Below are 13,551 nucleotides of genomic sequence, written 5' to 3'. Positions count from 1 at the left end.
CGCCGCGCGTCGCCGGTCACGGGGTGTTCGGCTGCAGCCAGAGGTTGGTGATGTCGTAGAGCTGGAACGCCGGCAGGTAGAGGGCGTTCCGCACCCGCTTGCTCTGGTAGATCGGCGTGTTCTGGTTGTTGAACGGCACGATCACCGCGTCGGCCATCACGGCCTGGTCGGCCTGGTGCCACAGCGCCGACGCCTTCGCGGTGTCGGTCTCGGTGAGCGCCCGCTTGATCAGGTCGTCCACCTTGGGGTTGCTGTAGCAGCCGTAGTTGCTGGTGCCGGGGGCGCAGTTGGTCTGGAACAGCGGCTGCATGGTGGCGCGGCCGTTGTTGCCGTACCAGTCGGGGACCCAGCCGGGAGCCGAGATGTCCCACTTGCTGTCCTTGGCGATGGACGGGTTCTGCAGGAACGCGCCGTAGTAGTCGCCCTGGCGCACCGGCAGGCCCTTGACCGTGATGCCGCACGCCTTGAGGTCGGCCGAGTACGACTGGAAGTTGGCCGGGTGGTTGCCCGCGTTGCGGTAGGCCCCGATGAGGGTCAGGCCGTTGGGGTAGCCGGCCTCGGACAGCAGTTGCTTGCACTTGGCCGGGTCGCCCTGGTCGCCCGGCGTCGGGTACGGGTTGTACTCCTGGTAGCCGATGTTGCCCGGCGGGATCGCGGTGTGCAGCGGCACCGCCACGTCCGCGCCACCGTAGATCTTGGCGATGGCGACCTTGTTGATGGCGTACTCGATGGCCTGGCGGACCTTGAGCTTGCCCATCGCGCCGTTCTCGTTCTTGCTCTGCAGGTTGAAGACCAGGTACGGGTTGGTCACGGCGCCGGGGAAGATGTGGAAGTTCGGGTCGCCGGACTTCAGCCGCGGGATCTGCGAGGTGGGCACCGGCAGGTCCCAGGCCAGGTCGGCGCTGCCGGCCTCGATCTGCTGCTGCACGGCGTCCGGCTCGGCGACGCCCATCTTGACCTCGACGGCGTTGACGTACTGGTGCCGGATCGGGTCCGACTCCTGCTTCCACGCCGGGTTGCGCTCCAGCCGGATGGACTTGGTGGCCACGTACGAGGCGATCTTGTAGGGGCCGTTGGAGATCACGTGCTGGCGGAAGGTGGCGTCGTCGGGGACGTACTGGTCGTACTCGGCGGGGGCGGCCGAGGAGAAGTTCAGCGACAGGATGTTGAGGAAGTCGCCGGCCGGCTGGGTGAGGGTGAAGACGAGGGTCTTGTCGTCCTTGGCCTGGACGCCGGCGATGTCGTGGCCGTTCTGGAAGGCGGCCAGCGCCTGCGCGGTGGGCTTGGCCTTCTTGAACGCGCCGGCGTAGGCGTCGCAGTACTCGGCCATGCCCTTGATGGTGCTGGTGTAGTAGCCGGGCGCCCCGGCCCCCGCGACCGGGTTGCACAGCCGCTTGAACCCGCGCACGAAGTCGCCCGCCGTCACCTGGCGGGGCGGCTGGGTGTCCCACTGCACGCCGTCGCGCAGCTTGATCGTGTAGGTGAGCCTGTCCGCGCTCAGCCCGCCGTTGTCCGTGGTGGGCAGCTCGCTCGCGACGTCGGGGACCAGCTCGAAGCCCTTGGTCGTGTCCGTGCCGGCCGGCACGCCGCGCAGCGCGAAGAGCTGGCGGGCGTAGCCGCGGATCAGGCCGTTGGTGACGGTGTAATAGGCGCTGGTCGGGTCGAGGTGGTCGACGTCGCCGCTGCCGACCAGCCGCAGCGTCCCGCCGGTCACGGGCTGTCCGGTGCCTTGCGTCGCGGACGGGGGCGCGGACCGGTTCGACCCGGTCTCCGTCGCGCAGGAGACGGTGGCGATCATGGTTGCCGCCGCCGCCACGATCATGCTGAGATGGCGCAAGCTGGCCATCTGCCCTCCCTCGTGCCGAGATGGAGTCCATGTGGCTGGCGAGTGGGGCGCGCGCCGTGGCCGCGGGGCGCGCCCCACGTTTGCTGCCTCCAGCAACCTCCTCGGGGTGGGGGGCTGTCGAGCCTGGTTACGGAAACGTTGGAGACGCGCGATGACACAGTGATACGGATTTCGTGCCGAAGATGTCGGAAAATCGCGACATCCTGGCGTGCATCGCTGGTCAGCGGGCCGCGCGGGTCCTCACCAGGGGAGGGGGCCCGCCGCGTCGAAGTAGCCGCCGGTCGGGCCGTCCCGGCCCACCTGCGCCATGCGGACGATGATCTCGGCGCCCTCCTCGACGGTCTGGGTGCCGGTGCGCCCGTTCAGGTCGGTGGCGGTGAAGCCGGGCTCGACCGCGTTGATCCGCATGCCGGGGAACGCCTTGGCGTACTGGACGGTGATCATGTTGACCGCCGCCTTCGACGCCGGGTACGCCACCCCCGGGTAGGCGTACCCGAGGGTGCCCTCGGTGCTCATCCTCGCCAGCGAGGCCAGGCCGCTGCTGACGTTGACCACGACCGGGGCGGCCGAGCGGCGCAGCAGCGGCAGGAAGGCACGGGTGACCCGGACGAGCCCGAAGACGTTGGTCTCGAACAGCTCGCGCATCTGCTCGGCGGTCGTCTCCTCGGCGGTGGGCACGCCGTTGCCCGCCGTGCGCGCCTCGATGCCGGCGTTGTTGACCAGCACGTCGAGCCCGCCGTCGGCCTCGACGGTCCTGGCCGCGGCGGCCACGGAGGCGTCGTCGGTGACGTCGAGGACGAGCGGGCGGGCGCCCAGGGCGTCGGCGGCGCGCCGGCCCCGCCCGGGGTCGCGGCTGCCGAGGTACACGGTATGCCCGGCGGCCACGAGCCGGCGGGCGGTCTCGAATCCGAGGCCCTTGTTGGCCCCGGTGATGAGGGTCGTCGTCATGCCTCCACCGTCCCGCCCGGCCGGGGCCGGCAGCCATGCCACCCGCGGTCCTGGGACTGCCGGTACCAGGTAAAACGGGGCGGAGTGCGGCAGACTTGGCGGCATGACGGCGGGCGAGTTCGGGCAGGCGGTGCGGCGGTGGCGTGAGCGGGCCACGCCGGAGGCGGCCGGGCTGCCCGCGGGCGGGCGGCGGCGCGCGCCGGGGCTGCGCAGGGAGGAGCTGGCCCTGCTGGCGGGCATCTCCGTCGAGTACGTCACCCGCCTCGAACAGGGCCGCGCCGCCCACCCGTCGGCGCAGGTCGTCGAGGCGCTGGGCCGGGCGCTGCGGCTGTCGGCGGCCGAGCGGGCACACCTGTTCCGGCTGGCCGGGCTGGCGCCGCCGGGGCCGCAGACGGTGCCGGCGTTCATCACCCCGAGCGTGCAGCGGATGCTGGACCGGCTGGCCGGCACGCCCGTCGCGGTCTACGACGCGTCCTGGACGCTGCTGCTGGCGAACCCGCCGTACGCGGCGCTGATGGGCGACCCGTCCGGGTGGCGCGGCCACGAGCGCAACAGCGTGTGGCGGCACTTCCTCGGCGGCGGCGGCCGGGTCAGGCACACGCCGGAGTCGCTGGCCGCGTTCGAGGAGGCGCTGGTCGCCGACCTGCGTGCCACGGCCGACCGCTACCCGGCCGACCAGCGGCTGCGGCGGCTGGTCGCGGAGCTGCGCGCCGGCAGCGCGCGCTTCGCCGGGCTGTGGGACTCCGGCGCCGTCGGCCATCACGCCTCCGGCCGCAAGACCATCCTCCACCCGCAGGTGGGCCCGCTGACGCTGGACTGCGACGTGCTGACGGTCGCCGGCAGCGACCTGCGCATCATGGTCTACACGGCCGAGCCGGGCAGCGAGGACGCCGAGCGGCTGGCCCTGGTGACCGTCCTCGGCACGCAGTCGTTCGCCGGCTGACCCGCGCGGGCCCGCCGCGCGGCCGGGTCAGCCCTGCCCGGGGCTCTCGACGGTGACGCCGCCCGGGTGCAGCGGCAGGCGGCGGCCGGTGACCTCCTCGGCCCGCAGCCGGACGAAGACCGGCTCGGGCAGCGCCACCCACGGCGCGCCGGCCAGCTCCTCCAGGCGGCGGATCTCCGCGGCGCCGGTGACGACCGCGGCCCGGCCGCTCACCAGCACGCTCCAGCCCACGCGCAGGGCGGGCTCCAGGTCGTCGGCCTCGAACGACAGCGGCACCCCGTGCTCGACCGCGGTGATCTCGCCGCCGCGCCGGGAGATGCGGAAGACCAGGTCGCCGCCGTCCAGCACGAAGTTGACGGGCACGACCTCCGGCCGGCCGCCCGGCGCGGGCCAGGCGAGGCGGCCGACGGTGACGGCGGCCAGCAGCGCCAGGCAGGCGTCGCGGCCCAGGACCTCGAGGTGACCCTCGCGTGCAGAACGCGTTCCCCACGGCTCCATGCCGGCATCCTCGCACGCCCCGCGGGCCCGGCGCGGCCGGACACGCCTGCCGGTCAGGAGGAGCGGGTGGCCGAGCGCAGCACGCCCAGCTCCTCGTTCATGGCGTCGAGGAAGGCGGCCACGGTGCGCAGCTCCTCCTCGCTGAAGCGGGCCAGCGCGTTGCCGGTGCTGCGGCCCACCGGCCGGAAGAAGGCGGCGGCGAACTCCTTGGCCGCGTCGAGGTAGTGCAGGTGGACCACGCGGCGGTCGTGCGCCTCGCGGACGCGGCGGATGTGGCCGGCCCGCTCCAGCCGGTCGAGGCACGCGGTGACCGCGCCCGAGGTGAGGTTGAGCTCCTCGCGCAGGCGGCTCGGGGTGATCGGCGTCGGCGAGTCGAAGATGATGACGAGCGCCTGGACGTCGGTGGTGTGCAGCCCGTGCTCGCCGGCGAACTCGTGGGCGATGCGGTTGAACTCGGCGGTCATCCGGCGCAGCCGCGCCGCGAAGGACTGGAGCCCGAGATCGTCCTCGCCGATGCCCTCCCCACTGTCGCCGTTCATGGGTCCATGCTACATTAACTCAATCATTGAGATAATTGATGGTCGAGCTACATGGCGTGACGGAGAGGTGATGTCGTGATCCGGCAACCGGTCCGGTGGCTCGTCCCGGCGCTGCTGGTGCTGGCCTGGCTGGCCGTGGGCGGCGGGCTGGGGCCGTTCGCGGGCAGGCTCGGCGAGGTCTCCACCAACGACCAGGCCGCCTTCCTGCCCCGCAGCGCGGAGTCGACACGCGTGCTGGAGGCGCAGGAGAGGTTCCGGCAGGGCGAGGCGCAGCCGGTCATCGTGGTGTGGACCGCCTCCGGCCGGGCCGTCACGGACGCGCAGCGCGCCGCCGCCACTCGCGCGCTGGCCGCGCTGCGCGGCACGCCCGGCGTCACCGGCACGCCCTCCCCCGCCCTCCCCTCCGACGACGGCCTGGCGCTGCGCGGCGTCGTCCAGCTCCGCCCCGGCCTGCCGGGCGGCGAGCTCGGCGACGCCCTCGGCCGGATCGGCGCCGCGGTGGCCGTGGACGGCCTGCGCGCGCAGCTCGCCGGGCCCGCCGCCACCCGGGCCGACCTGTCGGCCGCCTTCGCCGGCATCGACGGGCTGCTGCTCCTGGTCGCGCTGGCGGCCGTGCTGGTGATCCTGCTGGCGGTGTACCGGAGCGTGCTGCTGCCGCTGGTCATCATCGCCGGCGCGATCCTCGCGCTCGGCCTGGCCTGCGCCGTGGTGTACGTCCTGGCCGGCAACGACGTCGTACGGGTGGACGGCCAGGTGCAGGGCATCCTGTTCATCCTGGTCATCGGCGCGGCCACCGACTACGCGCTGCTGCTGACCGCCCGCTTCCGCGAGGAGCTGGACGCCGGCCGCGACCGCCTCGCCGCGGGCCGGGTGGCGCTGCGGCGCTCGGCCGGGCCGATCCTGGCCAGCGCCGCCACCGTCGCGCTGGGCCTGCTGGCGCTGCTGCTCAGCAGCCTGACCAACAACCGGGCGCTCGGCCCCGTGGGCGCCATCGGCATCGCCTGCGCCGCGCTCAGCGCGCTGACCTTCCTGCCCGCCGCCCTCGTCCTGCTGGGAAGGGCCGCGCTGTGGCCGGCCCGGCCGCGTCCCGCAGGGAGCGGCGCCGGCGGGATCTGGCGCCGCGTGGCCGGCCGGGTGGGCCGCCGCCCGCGCCGGCTCTGGATCGCCACCGCCCTGCCGCTGGCCGCGCTCGCCCTGCTCGCGCCCCGGCTGGAGGCGGGCGGGGTGCCGCTGGAGGAGACGTTCGTCAACGACGCGCCGTCGGTGGCCGCCCAGGCGGCCCTCGGCGCGCACTTCCCCGGCGGGTCGGGGCAGCCGGCCGTCATCGTCGCCCCAGCCGGGCGGGCCGAGGCCGTGGCGGCGGCGGCCCGCCGCGTCGAGGGCGTGTCGGAGGTCACGGCGGCCGGCGCGGGCGGGCACCCGGGCGGGCAGCCGGACGGGCGGCCAGGCGGGCGGCCGGACGGGCAGCCGGGCGGGCAGCCGGACGGGCGGCCGGGCGGGGCGCCGAAGGTGGTGGACGGCCGGGTGCTGCTGGAAGCCACGCTGCGCGACGCGCCGGACGGCGAGGCCGCCCAGGAGACCGTCGCCCGCCTGCGCGCCGCCCTCGACGCCGAGGACGGCGTCCTGGTCGGCGGCTACAGCGCCCAGCGCTACGACACCACGCGCACCGCGCGGCACGACACGCTGCTCATCGTCCCGGTGGTGCTGGCGATCATCCTGCTCATCCTGGTGGTCCTGCTGCGCTCGCTGGTGACGCCGCTGCTCCTGGTCGCCACGGTGGCGCTGAACTTCCTGGCCACGCTCGGCGTCTCGGCGCTCGTCCTGGAGCACCTGCTCGGCTTCACCGGCAGCGACGCGTCGGTCCCGCTGTACGGGTTCGTCTTCCTGGTGGCGCTGGGCGTGGACTACAACATCTTCCTCATGTCCCGGGTCCGCGAGGAGAGCGCGGTTCACGGGACGCGCGAGGGCGTGCTGCGCGGGCTGGTCACCACCGGCGGGGTGATCACCTCGGCGGGGGTGGTGCTGGCCGCCACCTTCGCCGCGCTGGTGGTGATCCCGCTGGCCTTCCTCGTGCAGATCGCTTTCATCGTCGCCTTCGGGGTGCTGCTCGACACCCTGGTGGTGCGCTCGCTGCTGGTGCCGGCCCTGGTACGGGACCTCGGGGAGCGGGCCTGGTGGCCGGGCCGCCCGGGCCGCGGCCGGGCGCGGGACCCCGAACGGCCGGACGTGGCCCGTACAGTGGCGGGATGACCGACGAGCAGCCGACCGGCCTCGCGGCCACCCCGATCCTGGACCTGCGGCACCCGCGGGTGCGGGCGCTGGCCGCCGAGGTCCGGGCCGCCGCCCCCGGGCCGGGCCGGGGGCTGCTGGTCGCGGCCCACCGGCTCATCGCCGCCCGGATCCGCCCGGTGTACGCGATGGACGACACGCAGCCGGTCTCCAGGACGCTGCTGCGCGGCCGTGGTTCCTGCAGCCAGCGGCTGGCGGTGCTGGAGGCGGTGGCGCGCTGCTGCGCCGTTCCCACCCGCGTGCGCGGGCTGCTGGTGGACGGCCGGTTCTGGCACGCCCGCTTCCCCCGGCTGCGCCCGCTGGTCCCGTCCCGGGTGGTGCTGGCCTGGCCGGAGTTCCGCCTCGCGGGGCGGTGGGTCCCGGTCTCGGAGCTGTACGGGAGCCAGGACGCGCCGTCGTGCGCCGCCCCGTTCACCAACACCGGCGCCGAGACGCTGTTCGACGCCGTGGCGCGCACCGCCGTGGACTGGGACGGCGGCGGCGGCCCGTCCTGCGACCTGTCCGGTCACGTGCTGGCCGACCTGGGCCGGTTCGGCTCGCGGGACGCGTTGTTCCGGGAGCACGGGCAGACCTTGTGCGGGCCGGCCCGGGTGGCCGCGGATCTCGTCATGAGCCGGCGCGGTGCCTCCGGCCGGAAGGCGAACTAGATTCGTCTCATGGACGAGCGGCTGGTCGCCATCGTCGGCTACGACGGCGCCGAACTGATCGACATCGCCTGCGTCACCACGAGCCTCGGCATGGTCAGCCAGTACGGGCACGCGCGCGTCCCGTACCGCACCAGGCTGCTGACCCTCGGGGGCCGCCCGATCAGTCTGCCCACCGGGCTGAGCCTCCAGGGCGGCCATCCGCTCGAACGCGCCACGGGCCCGTTCGACACGCTGCTGGTCACCGGCGGCCTCGGGCACGAGGAGGCGGCCGGCAACCCGCTGATCGTGGCGCACGTGCGGCGGCTGGCGCGCGAGAGCCGCCGCGTCGCCTCCATCTGCACCGGGGCGGGCGTCCTCGCCGCCGCCGGCCTGCTGAACGGGCGGCGCGTCACCACGCACTGGCGGTACGCCGGCGACATGGCCGCCCGCCACCCCGGGGTCGTCGTGGACCCCGACCCCATCTACATCCGGGACGGCAACCTCATCACCTCCGCCGGCGTCACCAGCGCGCTGGACCTGTCGGTGGCCCTGATCGAGGAGGACCACGGCCCCGAGATGGCCCGGCTGATCGCCCGCCACCTGGTCATCTACCTCCAGCGCCCCGGCAACCAGGCGCAGATGAGCATCTTCACCACCGCTCCGCCGCCCGCCAACGACGTGGTGCGCCGCCTGGTCGAGCACGTCAACGCCGACCTCGGCGGCGACCTGTCCGCCGCCGCCCTCGCGGCCCACGCCGGGATCAGCGTCCGGCACCTGACCCGGCTGTTCCTCACCCATCTCGGGCGCACGCCCGCCCAGTTCGTCCGGGACGCCCGCCTGGAGGCGGCCGCCCATCTGCTGACCGGCACGTCCCTGCCGATGCCGGCGGTCGCGGCCCGCTGCGGCTTCGGCTCGGCCGAGACGCTGCGCCAGGCGTTCACCGGCAAGTACGGCATCGCCCCCTCCCGCTACCGCCAGGCCCACGGGCGGCTCTGAGGACCCCGCCACTGAAGGCCGACTTGTGACAGAGGCGTAGTGGCTCACAAGTCGCCTCCAAGTCGCCGTCCCTAATGTTCCACGGTGTCCGACCGGGGACGCGACGACGACCCCGGCGACCGGCGCCCGTCCTCGGGCGCCGGCCACTGATGGGGGCCGCGGTGACGCGGCCGGGAGGGAAAGCCATGTCGAAGATCACGATCGACGATCTGCCGTTCGAGGGGGCGGAGCTGTCCGAGGCCGAGCTGGGCGAGGTGTCCGGCAGCGCGCGCAAGCAGTGGACCGCCAGCGCGTGGACCCTCGACGACGTGCCTTACGAGTGGTGGCTGATCTAGATCTCGGCGGCAGCCGATAGACAACGGCGCGGTGGGACGCGAGCGGCGTCCCACCGCGCCTTCGAACACGTCGAGGCGAGAACGTTCGGACGGGACCGGCAGTGATAATGATCATGAGTGCGCGCGACGACGGCGCGGCCGAGCGGGTGCTGGTGGCGCTGCTGCGGCGCGGCGCCCGGCTGCTCGGCGACGACGGGCCCGGCGTTCCCGTGTTGTGGTGGGACAACGGCGACTTCCCCGGCGAGAGCCGGATCACCGCGGAGTTCGCCGGCGGCCGGCGGCGGCTGCTGCTGGAGACCGGGGACCGCACCGTGGACCTGTCGGAGGTCACCGCGGTGTGGCGCAGCCGGCCGAGCGGGCCGCGCGCGGCCGGCGACGTGGCCGAGCCGAGCCATCGGGAGCACGCCCGGCTGCAGGCCGAGGTCATGCTGGACGGCGTGTGGAGCCTGCTGGACGCCCGCTGGCTGCCCGGCACCCGCGCCGACGAGCTGCGCGCGCACAACAAGATCTTCCACCTGGCGCGCGCGGCCGACCTGGGCTTCACGGTGCCCGACACCGTCTACACCAACGACCCGGCGCGGCTGGTGCCCGCCTACGAGGCGGCGGGCGGGCGGCTGGTGGCCAAGCAGATCGCCGCCGAGCGGTTCAGGATCGACGGGCAGCCGCACCGCGCGTACACGACCGTGGTCGAGCGCAGGCACCTGACCTCGCGGCACCGGCTGCGGCACGAGCCGGTCATCCTGCAGCCGTACGTGGACAAGGCCGTCGAGCTGCGGGTGATCGTGGTCGGCGAGCGGGTGCTCGCGGCCGAGATCGACGCCTCGGCCTCCGCCGCGGCCAGGCACGACTGGCGGCACTACGACAACGACCGCGTCCGCTACGGGCCGCACGAGCTGCCGGCCGAGGTGGCGCGGCGCTGCGCGCGGCTGGTCGCCGACGTCGGCCTCACCTATGCCGCTCTGGACCTCATCGTCACGCCCGGCGGCGAGTACGTGTTCCTGGAGCTGAACTCCAACGGCGCGTGGGGGTTCGTCGAACTGTGGGCCGGGCTGCCGGTCAGCGACGCGATCGCGGCCTGGCTGATGGACGGAGGCAACCCGTGAAGGAAAGCGCGTTCGCGCAGGCCCTGGAGTCGGGGGCGGAGCTGCTGCGCTCGCTGCCCCGCCGCCGCTCCGCCGTTCCCGCCGCCCGCGCGGCGGCCCGCGAATGGGCGGCGCGGCATCCGGCGACCGGGGCGCAGCTCGTGGTGGACGAGCGCCCCGGGACGCCGCTGGTGGACTACGACCTCGTCCTCGACCACCCCGGCGGCGGCACGGTGGCGCTGACCGCGCCGCCCGAGGACGGGGTGCCGTGGCTGATCGACCATTCGACGCACTGGGCGGCCGGGCACCTGGTCAGCGTGGACGGCGTGCACGTGTCGGTACCGCAGGCGCTGACCATGCTGCGGACGCTGTCGCGGCGGGACGCCTCGCCGTACCGGGAGATCGTGGACCAGTGCCTGCTGGCGGCCGCCCTGGAGGAGGCCGCGGACGGGGACGCGCCGGTCAGCGCGGCCGAGCTGCAGGCCACGGCGGACGAGTTCCGCCGCGGGCGCGGGCTGCGCGACCGGGCGGCCACGCTGGCCTGGCTGGCCGAGACGGGCATGACGGGCGAGCAGTTCGAGGCGTACCTCGGCGCGATCGCGCGGCGGCGGCGCTTCAGGAAGGACAAGGAGGCCGAGCTGGCGGCGGCGTACCTGGCCGGGCACCGGGCGGACTTCGCGCGGGTGCGGGCCGTGTGGGTGACCGGGCCGGAGAAGGTGCTCGCGGGCTCGCCCGGCGAGCTGCCGGGCGGCGCGGCGCTGTGCGGGGAGGCCGTGGTGACCGTGGGGACGCGGTGGGAGCACGAGCTGCCCGCGGCGCTGCGGGGCGCGGCGGCCGGGGAGGTCGTGGGGCCCGAGGCGGTGCCGGACGGCGGGTTCCTGACGGGGGCCGTGCTGTCCAGGACCGAGGCGGCGGACGACGCCGGGACGCTGGCGGCGGCCGGGCGGGCGGCGTTCGAGCGGTGGCTGGCGGAGCGGCGGGCGGCCGCCACGGTGGAGTGGCACTGGTCATGAGCGATCCGTACGACGTGACCCGCCCGCTCTCCCGTCCCCGCCACCCCGCCCCGCAGAACGCGGAGCCGCCGGCGGCCGCCTCGCAGGCGCCGGAGCAGGGGCGGCGGATCTTCCGCGAGGAGGCGGTGCGCGGGCGGGCCGCGGGCCGCGAGCCCGTCCGCGCGCCGCTGGTGATCGGCGGCCCGTCCTTCCTGGTGTTGTGGCTGATCGTGATGGCGATCCTCGCGGCGGCCGTCGTCCTGGCGGTGCTGACCCTGCGCGCGGCGGGAGCCGCCGCGTGATCCGCCGCCTGCCCGTCCTGCTGCAGAACACCCCCACCGAGTGCGGCGCCGCCTGCCTGGCGATGGTCCTGTGCCACCACGGCCACCGCACCACCCTCCACCAGGTCTCCGAGCGCCTCCAGATCGGCAGGGACGGCCTGAGCGCCAAGGCCGTCGTGGACGGCGCCCGCGAGCACGGGCTCAAGGCCCGCGCCTTCTCGCTGGCCCCCGAGGACCTGGCCCGGGTGCCGCTCCCGGCCGTGGCGCACTGGGAGTTCAGCCACTTCGTGGTGGTGGAGCGCTGGTCGCCCGACCGGGTGGACATCGTGGACCCGGCCCAGGGCCGCCGCCGGCTGACCGCCGAGGAGTTCGGCGCCGGGTTCACCGGCGTGCTGCTGGTCTTCGAGCCAGGCGAGGGGTTCCAGCGCGGCACGACGTCGATGGCGAGCGCGTGGCGCAGGGAGTTCGTCCGCACGCTGTTCCGGCGGCGCAAGGGGCTGCTGGCGCAGATCATCGCGGCCTCGCTGCTGCTCCAGCTCCTCGGGCTGGCGCTGCCGCTGTTCTCCCAGCTCCTGCTGGACATGATCGTCCCGTCGCGCGGCGTGGCGGTGCTGTCGCTGCTGGGCGGCGCGGTGCTGCTGGCGGGCGCGGCCCAGCTCGCGATCGGGTACCTGCGCAGCGCGCTGCTGGTGGCCGTGCGGGCGCGGGCCGATCAGGAGCTGACCGAGGGCGTGGTGAAGCATCTGGTGGCGCTGCCGTACCGGTACTTCACGCAGCGCGGCAAGGGCGACCTGGTGACCAGGGCGGCCAGCGTCTCCCAGCTCGGCGACATCCTCACCGGCCAGGTCGTGGCGGCGCTGCTGGACGGGCCGCTGGCCGCCGGCTACCTGGTGGTGGTCTACTTCTGGGACCCGGTGTTCGGGTTGGCGCTGACCGGCGTGGCCGTCGTCCAGTCGCTCCTCATGCTCGTCACCGCCGGCCGGGTCGCCACGCTCACCCGGCAGGAGCTGACCGCGCTGGCGGCGTCCCAGAACAGCCTCATCCAGGCCATCAACGGGATCGAGACGCTCAAGGCGTCGGGCGCCGAGAGGCGGGCGGTCGAGCAGTGGTCGGCGCACTTCGACAAGCAGCTCCGCGCGGACGTGCGGGCCGGGCTCACCCGGGGGCTGCTGGACTCGTCGCTGGCGGCGGTCCGGGTGATGGCGCCGCTCGGGCTGCTGTGGCTGGGCGCCTGGCGGGTGCTCGACGGGCAGCTCACCGTGGGCGCGCTCATCGCGCTCAACGCCATCGCCCTGGCCGCGCTGACCCCGCTGGGCTCGCTGATGACGGGGCTGCAGAGCCTGCAGCAGGCGGGCGCGCACTTCGACCGGCTGTCGGACATCCTGGCCTCCGAGCCGGAGCCGAGCGAGGGCATCGAGGTGCTGCGGCTGCGCGGCGCGATCGAGCTGCGCGGGGTGAGCTTCCGCCACGACCCGCGCAGCCCGTGGACGGTGCGGGAGGTGTCGGTCGCCATCCGCCCCGGCCAGAAGGTGGCGCTGGTCGGCGCGTCGGGCTCGGGCAAGACCACCCTGGCCAGGCTGCTGCTCGCGCTGCACGCCCCGGTGGAGGGCGAGATCCGCTACGACGGCGTGCCGGCCGGGGAGCTGAACCTGCGGACGCTGCGCCGCCAGTTCGGCGTGGTCACCCAGGAGCCGTCGCTGTTCAACGGCTCGATCAGGGACAACATCGCGCTCAACGACCCCGCCGCGCCCCTGGACCGGGTGGTGGCCGCCGCCCGGCTGGCCGAGCTGCACGACGAGATCATGGCCATGCCCATGGGGTACGAGACGATGCTGACCGACGGCGGCGGGCTGTCCGGCGGCCAGCGCCAGCGGCTGGCCCTGGCCCGCGCGGCGTTGTCGCGCCCCAAGGTGCTGCTGCTGGACGAGGCCACCAGCAACCTCGACAGCGCCACCGAGGCCGCCATCGAGGCCAACCTCGGCCGCCTGGCCCAGACCAGGATCGTCATCGCCCACCGCCTGAGCACGGTCCGCGACGCCGATCTGATCCTGGTGGTGGACCGGGGGCGGATCGTGGAGCGCGGCACCCACGAGGAGCTGCTGGCCCTGCGCGGCAGGTACGCCCACCTGATCGCCGCCCAGGCGGCCGGTCAGCTCCTCTGACCGGCCCCGCCGGA

At 74.6% G+C, this 13,551-nt stretch carries 13 protein-coding genes; 9 read left to right on the top strand and 4 right to left on the bottom strand.

What is annotated here, in order from left to right; all coding sequences use genetic code 11:
• Positions 1-16: 16 nt before the first annotated feature.
• Together AB0H75_RS21725 and AB0H75_RS21720 are read right to left on the bottom strand one after the other, a co-directional pair.
• Positions 17-1,846 (bottom strand): ABC transporter substrate-binding protein, encoded by a 1,830-nt coding sequence (locus tag AB0H75_RS21725; RefSeq protein ID WP_367798759.1) that lies wholly within the window; start codon positions 1,844-1,846, stop codon positions 17-19.
• A 240-nt stretch (positions 1,847-2,086) separates the two neighbouring features.
• Positions 2,087-2,794, bottom strand: coding sequence for an SDR family oxidoreductase (locus tag AB0H75_RS21720; RefSeq protein ID WP_367798757.1), 708 nt, complete (start codon positions 2,792-2,794; stop codon positions 2,087-2,089).
• Positions 2,795-2,897: 103 nt separating this feature from the next.
• On the opposite strand from AB0H75_RS21720, the gene AB0H75_RS21715 reads away from it, so the two are divergent.
• A complete protein-coding gene (locus AB0H75_RS21715; RefSeq protein WP_367798755.1) occupies positions 2,898-3,737 on the top strand; it encodes a helix-turn-helix transcriptional regulator in 840 nt (279 codons plus the stop codon).
• 27 nt (positions 3,738-3,764) lie between these two features.
• Here the strand turns inward: AB0H75_RS21715 and AB0H75_RS21710 are convergent, their stop codons facing one another.
• Positions 3,765-4,235 carry a pyridoxamine 5'-phosphate oxidase family protein gene (locus AB0H75_RS21710; protein WP_367798753.1) on the bottom strand — a complete coding sequence of 157 codons (471 nt, stop codon included), beginning with the start codon at positions 4,233-4,235 and terminating at the stop codon, positions 3,765-3,767.
• Positions 4,236-4,288: 53 nt separating this feature from the next.
• Positions 4,289-4,774, bottom strand: a complete 486-nt coding sequence (locus tag AB0H75_RS21705) for a MarR family winged helix-turn-helix transcriptional regulator (RefSeq protein WP_367798751.1) — start codon at positions 4,772-4,774, stop codon at positions 4,289-4,291.
• Between the two features lie 75 nt (positions 4,775-4,849).
• Between AB0H75_RS21705 and AB0H75_RS21700 the strand changes: the two genes are divergently transcribed.
• From AB0H75_RS21700 to AB0H75_RS21665, 8 genes are all read left to right on the top strand, one after another.
• Positions 4,850-7,024: an MMPL family transporter gene (locus tag AB0H75_RS21700; protein WP_367798749.1), complete on the top strand. Its 2,175-nt coding sequence runs from the start codon at positions 4,850-4,852 to the stop codon at positions 7,022-7,024.
• Entirely contained in the window at positions 7,021-7,710 is a 690-nt protein-coding gene (locus AB0H75_RS21695; RefSeq protein WP_367798747.1) for a transglutaminase domain-containing protein, read from the top strand. Before AB0H75_RS21700 ends, AB0H75_RS21695 begins: the two co-directional genes overlap by 4 nt.
• A gap of 9 nt (positions 7,711-7,719) precedes the next feature.
• Positions 7,720-8,685 (top strand): GlxA family transcriptional regulator, encoded by a 966-nt coding sequence (locus tag AB0H75_RS21690; protein WP_367798745.1) that lies wholly within the window; start codon positions 7,720-7,722, stop codon positions 8,683-8,685.
• A 185-nt stretch (positions 8,686-8,870) separates the two neighbouring features.
• Positions 8,871-9,020 (top strand): putative ATP-grasp target RiPP, encoded by a 150-nt coding sequence (locus tag AB0H75_RS21685; protein WP_367798743.1) that lies wholly within the window; start codon positions 8,871-8,873, stop codon positions 9,018-9,020.
• A gap of 113 nt (positions 9,021-9,133) precedes the next feature.
• Complete coding sequence (locus tag AB0H75_RS21680; RefSeq protein WP_367798741.1) at positions 9,134-10,123, top strand: MvdC/MvdD family ATP grasp protein; 990 nt, start codon at positions 9,134-9,136, stop codon at positions 10,121-10,123.
• Positions 10,120-11,115 (top strand): TIGR04500 family putative peptide maturation system protein, encoded by a 996-nt coding sequence (locus tag AB0H75_RS21675; RefSeq protein WP_367798739.1) that lies wholly within the window; start codon positions 10,120-10,122, stop codon positions 11,113-11,115. The genes AB0H75_RS21680 and AB0H75_RS21675 overlap by 4 nt, the downstream gene beginning before the upstream one ends.
• The gene (locus AB0H75_RS21670; RefSeq protein ID WP_367798737.1) at positions 11,112-11,396 is read left to right on the top strand and encodes a hypothetical protein; all 285 of its coding nucleotides are present in this window, start codon (positions 11,112-11,114) and stop codon (positions 11,394-11,396) included. Before AB0H75_RS21675 ends, AB0H75_RS21670 begins: the two co-directional genes overlap by 4 nt.
• Positions 11,393-13,537, top strand: coding sequence for a peptidase domain-containing ABC transporter (locus AB0H75_RS21665; protein WP_367798735.1), 2,145 nt, complete (start codon positions 11,393-11,395; stop codon positions 13,535-13,537). The genes AB0H75_RS21670 and AB0H75_RS21665 overlap by 4 nt, the downstream gene beginning before the upstream one ends.
• Positions 13,538-13,551 lie beyond the last annotated feature (14 nt).

The sequence above is a fragment of the Nonomuraea sp. NPDC050783 genome (assembly GCF_040802095.1).
Lineage (GTDB): Bacteria > Actinomycetota > Actinomycetes > Streptosporangiales > Streptosporangiaceae > Nonomuraea.
Note: the sequence above shows the minus strand (reverse complement) of the source record. Positions and strands in the feature narration are given on the sequence as shown.

Coding starts and splice junctions, on each gene's coding strand:
- AB0H75_RS21715 (WP_367798755.1), top strand. CDS start 2,898: ATGACGGCGGGCGAGTTCGGGCAGGCGGTGCGGCGGTGGCGTGAGCGG.
- AB0H75_RS21725 (WP_367798759.1), bottom strand. CDS start 1,846: ATGGCCAGCTTGCGCCATCTCAGCATGATCGTGGCGGCGGCGGCAACC.
- AB0H75_RS21685 (WP_367798743.1), top strand. CDS start 8,871: ATGTCGAAGATCACGATCGACGATCTGCCGTTCGAGGGGGCGGAGCTG.
- AB0H75_RS21680 (WP_367798741.1), top strand. CDS start 9,134: ATGAGTGCGCGCGACGACGGCGCGGCCGAGCGGGTGCTGGTGGCGCTG.
- AB0H75_RS21710 (WP_367798753.1), bottom strand. CDS start 4,235: ATGGAGCCGTGGGGAACGCGTTCTGCACGCGAGGGTCACCTCGAGGTC.
- AB0H75_RS21705 (WP_367798751.1), bottom strand. CDS start 4,774: ATGAACGGCGACAGTGGGGAGGGCATCGGCGAGGACGATCTCGGGCTC.
- AB0H75_RS21720 (WP_367798757.1), bottom strand. CDS start 2,794: ATGACGACGACCCTCATCACCGGGGCCAACAAGGGCCTCGGATTCGAG.
- AB0H75_RS21670 (WP_367798737.1), top strand. CDS start 11,112: ATGAGCGATCCGTACGACGTGACCCGCCCGCTCTCCCGTCCCCGCCAC.
- AB0H75_RS21695 (WP_367798747.1), top strand. CDS start 7,021: ATGACCGACGAGCAGCCGACCGGCCTCGCGGCCACCCCGATCCTGGAC.
- AB0H75_RS21690 (WP_367798745.1), top strand. CDS start 7,720: ATGGACGAGCGGCTGGTCGCCATCGTCGGCTACGACGGCGCCGAACTG.